Annotated in this window: 6 protein-coding genes and 2 pseudogenes; 2 read left to right on the top strand and 6 right to left on the bottom strand. The window is 59.6% G+C overall.

What is annotated here, in order from left to right; all coding sequences use genetic code 11:
* Positions 1 to 184: 184 nt before the first annotated feature.
* Positions 185 to 412: a hypothetical protein gene (locus tag WCA53_RS14150; protein WP_423911254.1), complete on the bottom strand. Its 228-nt coding sequence runs from the start codon at positions 410 to 412 to the stop codon at positions 185 to 187.
* 35 nt (positions 413 to 447) lie between these two features.
* Complete coding sequence (locus tag WCA53_RS14145) at positions 448 to 1332, bottom strand: lipid A biosynthesis lauroyl acyltransferase (protein ID WP_423911252.1); 885 nt, start codon at positions 1330 to 1332, stop codon at positions 448 to 450.
* Between the two features lie 570 nt (positions 1333 to 1902).
* On the opposite strand from WCA53_RS14145, the pseudogene WCA53_RS14140 reads away from it, so the two are divergent.
* Together WCA53_RS14140 and WCA53_RS14135 are read left to right on the top strand one after the other, a co-directional pair.
* A pseudogene (locus WCA53_RS14140) lies at positions 1903 to 2199 on the top strand (LysE family translocator); the annotation flags it as partial.
* Between the two features lie 376 nt (positions 2200 to 2575).
* On the top strand, positions 2576 to 3493 hold the full coding sequence (locus tag WCA53_RS14135; RefSeq protein WP_423911250.1) for a nitroreductase: 918 nt from the start codon (positions 2576 to 2578) through the stop codon (positions 3491 to 3493).
* Between the two features lie 163 nt (positions 3494 to 3656).
* On the opposite strand, the gene WCA53_RS14130 is transcribed toward WCA53_RS14135, so the two are convergent.
* The 4 genes and pseudogenes from WCA53_RS14130 to WCA53_RS14115 form a co-directional block, all read right to left on the bottom strand.
* Positions 3657 to 4784: an acyl-CoA dehydrogenase family protein gene (locus WCA53_RS14130; RefSeq protein ID WP_423911247.1), complete on the bottom strand. Its 1128-nt coding sequence runs from the start codon at positions 4782 to 4784 to the stop codon at positions 3657 to 3659.
* A gap of 9 nt (positions 4785 to 4793) precedes the next feature.
* Positions 4794 to 5990: an acyl-CoA dehydrogenase family protein gene (locus WCA53_RS14125; protein WP_423911244.1), complete on the bottom strand. Its 1197-nt coding sequence runs from the start codon at positions 5988 to 5990 to the stop codon at positions 4794 to 4796.
* Between the two features lie 93 nt (positions 5991 to 6083).
* On the bottom strand, positions 6084 to 6869 hold the full coding sequence (locus WCA53_RS14120; protein WP_423911241.1) for an enoyl-CoA hydratase/isomerase family protein: 786 nt from the start codon (positions 6867 to 6869) through the stop codon (positions 6084 to 6086).
* A gap of 126 nt (positions 6870 to 6995) precedes the next feature.
* Positions 6996 to 7269, bottom strand: a pseudogene (locus WCA53_RS14115) (hypothetical protein); the annotation flags it as partial.

Genomic DNA, 7269 nt, shown 5'->3' with positions numbered 1-7269 from the left:
TTCGCTGTGGCACGATCACTGTTTTTTAACGCCGGATGCATCAAGGCGCTCGACTTGTAGGTAAGCCCGCGTTAGCAGCTAATGGTTCGTATGCACACGACGGTGCTTGCGAGATGTAGCGCCACTGAGTGCTTTTAGAAAAAAGCGCGTCGCCCGGCAAACTTTCTACCGCCAACCTGAACTATCAGTAGTCGTTCTCGTTGACCCACCGAATGGCCCAAGATTCGCCCCGGCTCGTCGCCTCCTCTTGTGTAGCGTAATGTCCGAGGTCGGAGAAAATAAAATTTTCGCCTTGGGTCTCGCCTTCACGCGCTTCGCGCTGAACCCACGCGCTAGCCGAATAGCCGTCGGGCAGCGTATCCGGCGTCATATCGAAGATCCAGTCCCGATGTACCGATGTCAACTTGATCACGTGTGCTCCAGACTCAATGTGCGATTGCCGCATCGTTAATAAAACGACGCTTCGCCAGGCGGCCGGGTCTTGAAGCGCTTATGGACCCAGTAATATTGTTCAGGAATCCGGCGGATCTGCTCTTCCAGATAAGCATTCATCCTGCGCGCGTCGATCGCGTCATCCCCAGTCGGATAATCCTGCCACGGCTTGAATACTTTCAACCGATAACCTCTATAGTGCGGCAGCACCTCGCCAATAAACGGCAGCACTTGCGCTTGACCGGCTTTAGCAAGCCGTCCGACCGCAGTCAGCGTACAGGTTTGAATGCCGAAGAAAGGGACGAAAGTCGAATTGCGAAGTCCATAGTCCATATCCGCGCCGAGCATGACAGGCTTTTTATCGCGAAGCCATCGCAACACGATGCGCGCGCTGTCGGCGCGGCTGGCCATTTCAGAACCGAAACGGCCACGCTGGGTTCGCGCAACGGCATCCAGCGCCTTGTTGGACATTGGCTGATACAACGCGCCGCAGGGCCTGCCCAGCGCGTAATTGATGAATACCGAGCCCGCTTCAATGCCAACAAAGTGTGCCCCAAGCAGCACCGTGGGAGGCATGTCCGGGTCCGACAAATCAACCTCGCTGTCTACGACCACCAGTTTCTTCAGCTTTTCCGCCGAACCGAACCATTGGACGCTGCGCTCCACGTAGCTGCGGATCGCATGGCGGAAATGCTGCTGCGCCACGCTTTCGACGCGTTCGGCGCTCCAATCGGGAAAGCAAAGCCCCAGATTGATATGGACGATGCGCTTACGCCGGCTAGGCAACTGGTAGAGCAGCCAGCCTAGGCCATCGCCGAAACGGGCAGTCACACCATAGGGAAGGATCGCGAGGAATTTCAGCAATGCCAAGGCGGCCGCGACGCCGATGCGGCCTAGCAAGAGACCCCCTGCAACAGGCGGTCTTCAACGAGAACGGCGGCTGGAGAAAATAAAGACAAGCGTTCCGGACCTTTGTTGAGTAGAACGGGATGGTAAAGCGCTTTGTCGCGACTCACGATCTTCCACGCGCTTATGGTATCCCGCCAGCCGAGTCGAGTCCACTTCTCGAATGGCCGCCGATGGCCGCACTCTGCTGGCTGGCCATCGGCTCGTCCCGACCCAACGCTGACCGTCGCGTGCGCGACGCCATTGTCCGCTGAGCATTCGTGCACTGACTCACGTCAGAGCGCTATGGTCGCGAGGGGTGAACCGCTCGCCCGCGAACAAGAGAAAATGCACAGCTAGTCGGAATCCCCACGGTGGCGTCAGGACTTCACACGCCGCCTCTGTACTACGCAGAGGGCGGCACAGGCCAGGCGCATAATTCCTGCAATCGATTGAGACGAATGAGCATGGTTGTGAGTCGTTTGACGGTTCGCGGGGCCGGTCAGCCGTTTATGCTTGGATCCACCGACTGCCTGAGTCGCTCGTACGGAATCGCAAGGAGTTGTCTATGCTGCCCTCTCGACGTTGTTGCCATTCTTCGGAATTTCACTTGTGCTGGGGCTCACGCCCGGTCCGGACAATCTCTTCGTGCTGCTGCAGTCCGCGATGCGAGGGACCCGCTCAGGCCTGGTGATCGTATTGGGACTGTGTACGGGGCTTCTGGTGCACACGTTTGTTGTCGCAGTTGGGGTCCGCGCTCTGCTGGTGGCTTCCAAAGTTGCCTTCACGCTACTCAAAAGCGTCGGTGCCGCGTATCTTGTTTATCTGGCGTGGCAGGCGTGGCGTGCGCCGGTCGGCATCAATCCAGGCAAGGTCGAGGATGTTGACGCGGCCCACCTGTATCCGTTTGCGTCTGACGGCCCCCTGATTCTCAATCAGGAAGCCACTTCCCGAAAGACCGTGATATCGAGATCGTCTCGCTGGCCGCGATGGTCTCCCTGAACGCCTCGTTCATCGTGGGCGTCTGGCAGAGTTGCTCCAAGGCGGAGGCGATGGCGTCTATTTCGGATTTTCGGAGGAACCGGGCATACGCGCATCGTCGGAGATCAGGGCGAAGCCGAGAACGAGACCAACCGGGTACTCAAGAAGTTGCGGTCCTATAGCTGCGGCACAGTCTCTGACTACACAATGAAATACTTGTTCAGCTAAACTGACGGAATGGCATATTGCGGACGACAAAGCGACTAGCAACGTGCGAATGGAGCACCGCATTGCCGAGGACTTGCATCTCCGATCGACGATAAACGTCCTGTCGACACTTGGCTTAGCAAAGATTGTTTGGCATTGCCCCCTCTATCGAGACGCAGCGTGCGAACCGCCGGGAGGGTCTCGTCCAAATTCGGATCGAGAGTGCCAGCCCAATCAAAAAATCCCACCGAAATCTGGAGTCCCTATGTATTCGTCTGGACCAGAAGAACTATCGGCGAACACACGCCACGATGACGACTTTGAGGTCGTTCGGCGACTTCTTGACGAGCGGTATAGTTGTCGCGCATTCCGGCCGGACCCAGTTCCCCGAGACGCCATTGAAAAAATTCTCGCCACCGCTCAACGATCAGCCTCGTGGTGCAACAGTCAGCCGTGGCATATCACGATCACGGAGAGTGAGGGTACTGAGCGACTCATGCGCACACTCTACGAACATGCGTCAAACGAAGCGCCTCAGGAACCCGACTTTGCATTTCCCCGCGAGTACAAGGGGGCCTATCTAGACCGCCGACGCGAGACCGGATTCCAACTCTACAGCGCGCTGGGAATTGGACGTGGCGATAAGGCCGCCTATACCCGACAGGCGCTCGAGAATTTTCGATTTTTCGGCGCTCCCCATGTGGCAATTATCACCACGGACGAGGCACTCGGTATCTATGGGGCAATCGACTGTGGATGTTACGTCAGCAACTTTCTGCTTGCCGCACACGCCAGCGGTGTGGCGACGATTCCTCAAGCGGCGCTGTCGTCGTACGCGAAGGTCGTCAGGCGCGAATTGAACCTGGGCGTGGACCGGCGGATGGTGTGTGCAATATCCTTCGGCTATGCGGACGAAGGGCATCCTGCCAATTCATATCGAACGAATCGCGCCCCGCTCGAAGAAGCTGTCAAATGGATCACTGCTTAGAAAACGGCATGCGTCATGCGAGCCGGCGTCTCATGCTTTTGCGCCATGGGAGCCTTCGACGGAAGGCCGGAAGTAGCCGCTACCCTTCCGCGGGTCCGACGCCATGCATCGCCAGCGAGCGCCCGTACGACACCCGGGCAGCGATGCGCCGCAGCCCTCACGCTCAGCTTTGCATGGCCTCACAGTAGCGCGCGACATGGTAGTCGCTGTCGCCGAACAACGGATCGAACATCGTGAGGCGCTTCAGATAGTCGCCGACTTCCAGTTCGTCGGTCATACCCATTCCTCCATGCAGTTGCACCGCCTGCTGGCCGACAAAGCGCCCCGCTTTTGCGACCGTGACCTTGGCGGCGGACAGCATGCGGCGGCGCTGGGCCGGGTCCGCTTCGTCGAGCGCCTGAGCCGCAACATAGGCCATCGACAGCGCCAGCTCCTTCTGCACAAGCATGTCGGCCATGCGATGCTGCAAGGCCTGAAAAGCGCCCAGCGGCTGGCCGAACTGACGACGGTTACGCAGATATTCCACTGTGATCTCGATCAGCTTCTCCATCGCGCCGGCTGCCTCTGCGCAAATTGCAGCAATCCCATGATCGAGCCCGTGCGTGAGCGCGTTCAGCCCGTCTTGCGGTCCGCCTACGATGGCATCGTCTCCAACCACAACGGATTCTAGCTTCAGGTCAGCGGCACGCAGACCATCCATGGTGGGGTAGCCGGTGATGGCAAGGCCTGGCGTGCCACGCGGCACGATGAAGAGTCCGACGTCGTTGGCGCCGTCCAGTTTCGCCGTGACCAATATTGCATCGGCTGTTTCGCCATGCCAGACGAGTGACTTGACACCGTTGAGCACGTAGCCGTCTTGGGTTCGATGGGCAATCGTGCGCACGGCTTCCGGCCGGTAGCGTGTGCCCGGTTCGAGCCAGGCGGCGGTCACAACACGTTCTCCGCTGGCGATAGCGGCCAGCCACGCATCTTTCTGCGCCGGGCTGCCAAACGCATTCAGCACTTCCGCCGCGACTACGCCGCTCGGAATGACCGGTTCGAGCACCAGCACCCGACCCAGTTCGCGCTGCACCACGAGCCTGCTCGCGGGGCCTTGGCCGAAGCCACCGTACTCCTCCGGCACGGTGAGGCCGATGACACCCATGTCCGCTAGCATCGACCAGATCTGCGGGTCAAAGCTCGCGCTTTCCCGCACGCGCCTGCGCCGCTTTTCAAACGTGTACTCGGTCCCGACAAAGCGGCGCAGACTGTCCGAGAGCATCTGCTGCTCTTCGCTGTAAGTGAAATCCATGGTTCTTTCCTAGAGGCCGAGAATCATCCTGGAGATGATGTTTTTCTGCACTTCGGTCGCACCCCCGTAGATCGACGTCTTGCGCATGTCGAAATACGTGGACACAGCAGGCGCAGCCCATGTCGGCCCGTTGACGGGCTGTTCGGCGCCGGCCGCGAGCCATTGCGGCGAATAAGGCCAGCCGTGCGGTCCGGCAACCTCCAGCTGCAACATCGCGATGTCCTGCTGAAGTTCCGAGCCGCGGATCTTTACGATCGACGCCTCCGGACCCGGCGCTTTCCCGGCATCCGCCGTCGCCACGCGCAGCAACAGCATCTCCAACGCCATCACATCCATTTCGATACTCGCGATCTTGTCGCGCATGCGCACGTCGTCGAGCATCGTGCCGCCCGCGCCGTCGGGGGACTGCGCAGCGTAGTGCTTCAAAAGACGCAGCTCGCGATAGCAGTGGCCGATTCCGGCAATGCCCGTGCGCTCGTGCCCAAGCAGATACTTCGCGTAAGTCCAGCCGCGATTTTCCTCACCCACCAGGTTGGCGACCGGTACCTCTACCTCCTCGAACCACGTTTCGTTGACGTCGTGTCCGCCATCGAGCGTCACGATCGGGCGCACGCTGACGCCCGGCGATTTCATGTCGATCAGCAGCATCGAAATGCCTTCTTGCGGCTTCGCTTCGGGATTCGTGCGCACGAGGCAGAAGATCCAGTCGGCGAAGTGCGCCATCGTGGTCCAGGTCTTCTGGCCGTTCACGATATAGCGGTCGCCTTTCCTGACCGCGCTCGTCCTGAGCGAAGCGAGATCGGAGCCGGAGCCGGGCTCGGAATAGCCTTGGCACCAGAAGTCGTCGACCCCCGGAATCCGTGGTAGAAAGCGCGCCTGAATCTCGGGGCTGGCGTACTTGATCAACACCGGTCCGATCATGCTGACACCGAAAGGCAGCAGCCATGGTGCGCCCGCGCGTCCAGTCTCGATATCGAAGATGAGCCGTTGCATTGTGTTCCAGCCGGTGCCGCCGAATTCCTTCGGCCAGCTCGGCGCCCCCCACCCGTGCGCGTGCAAGATGCGATGCCAGCGCACATAGTCGTCTTTCTCCATGCGCTGGTGGCCTAGTACTTTGTCGCGGATGTCAGCCGGAAGTTGAGCTTGCAAAAAGGCCCTGACTTCTTCACGGAAGGCATATTCCGTTGCGGTAGGGCGTAAGTCCATCTGCCTGTCCTCTCTCTTAAAATCTATTCACTGCACCACTCACGATCGACCCGTCGCGATCCCCGCAAGAGCAGTCGCCTTCAACGATAACGCCTACCCTGCGGTCCACTGGAAGCGCGCGGGCAGTTTCTCCTTGAAACGTTGTACGGCGTCCTGATGCGCTTGCGTGGTGCATGCGATACCCTGTGCGGCCGACTCCATTTCCAGCAGCGTTCGCAAATCGCTGCTGAGCGACATGTTCAAGGCCCGTTTAGAGAGCCCGAACGCTATAGAAGAAGCCCCGCTGAGACTTTGCGCAATCTGCTCGGCCCGGTGGTATAGCTTGTCGGGAGAATGGATTTCGAATACAGCTCCCATTTGTTGTGCTTCGTCGGCGCCGATTTCACGCGCGGTAAAAACCAGATCTTTCGCCCGCGAGAGACCAATCACGCGCGGCAACGTATAAAACGCACCGCAGTCCGGCACGAGACCGACCTTGAGGAACGGCAGACAGAACCGCGCGCGCGGCGTGGCGATCACAAAGTCAGCTGTCAGGGCAAGGCTGAAACCCGCGCCATACGCGACACCGTCCACCGCCGCGATCACCGGCCGGTCCAGATCTATCAGAGCGCTCACGAACGGGTGCAGATCGTCGATGCGGTTACGCCCGTCTTCCGCGCTTCGCGGCGACATGCCGCGTACGTCGCCACCGGAACAGAAATCGCCACCAGCCCCGCGCAAAATGACTGCGCGAATTTCACGGTCCCGTCGGATCCGTCGGACTGCATCATCGAGCCCGTCGCGCATCGGCAGATCCAGCGCGTTCTTTTGCTCGGGACGGTTCAGTGTCAGCGTGGCGACGCCGTCTTTTACATCAAACAGTAACTGATCATGTGTCATACGGCAGACTCCAGGAACGTGTGCTTCACTTCATGGGACATAGGTCTCTTCCTCGGCAGCAAGCCGGTTTGTTGAATGGTGTAGGTATTCGAGGAGCTCGAGATGCCTGGAACGGCCAACCAGTCGCTATACTCTTCGCTTCAAGGGTTGGGCCGTCTGGGGCCTGCGCTCTTCATATGCGACGGGGCTCTGTGCGTCAGCAGTCTCGCGAAGCATGCGCAGCCGCTGCAATCGCCGCGCCGATTTTTCCGGGTTCATTAGCCAGATACCCAGTAGTCCTGCCGGAATCAACAGGCCGCCAAGAAGAGCAAAGCCATGCTCGAATCCCGCGGCGGTTCCGTTCGCTGCGCTGACGAAGTGGCCCATCATGGGCGGGGCGAGTACTCCGGCGAATGTGCCG

The organism is Caballeronia sp. (assembly GCF_049581465.1).
GTDB lineage: Bacteria > Pseudomonadota > Gammaproteobacteria > Burkholderiales > Burkholderiaceae > Caballeronia.
The sequence above is the reverse complement of the archived record's forward strand: the minus strand, read 5'-3'. Positions and strand labels throughout refer to the sequence as shown.

Bases quoted from the DNA above. Each gene is read 5' to 3' on its own strand.
- WCA53_RS14135 (WP_423911250.1), top strand. From the start codon at position 2,576: ATGGAGCACCGCATTGCCGAGGACTTGCATCTCCGATCGACGATAAAC.
- WCA53_RS14130 (WP_423911247.1), bottom strand. From the start codon at position 4,784: ATGGATTTCACTTACAGCGAAGAGCAGCAGATGCTCTCGGACAGTCTG.
- WCA53_RS14125 (WP_423911244.1), bottom strand. From the start codon at position 5,990: ATGGACTTACGCCCTACCGCAACGGAATATGCCTTCCGTGAAGAAGTC.
- WCA53_RS14120 (WP_423911241.1), bottom strand. From the start codon at position 6,869: ATGACACATGATCAGTTACTGTTTGATGTAAAAGACGGCGTCGCCACG.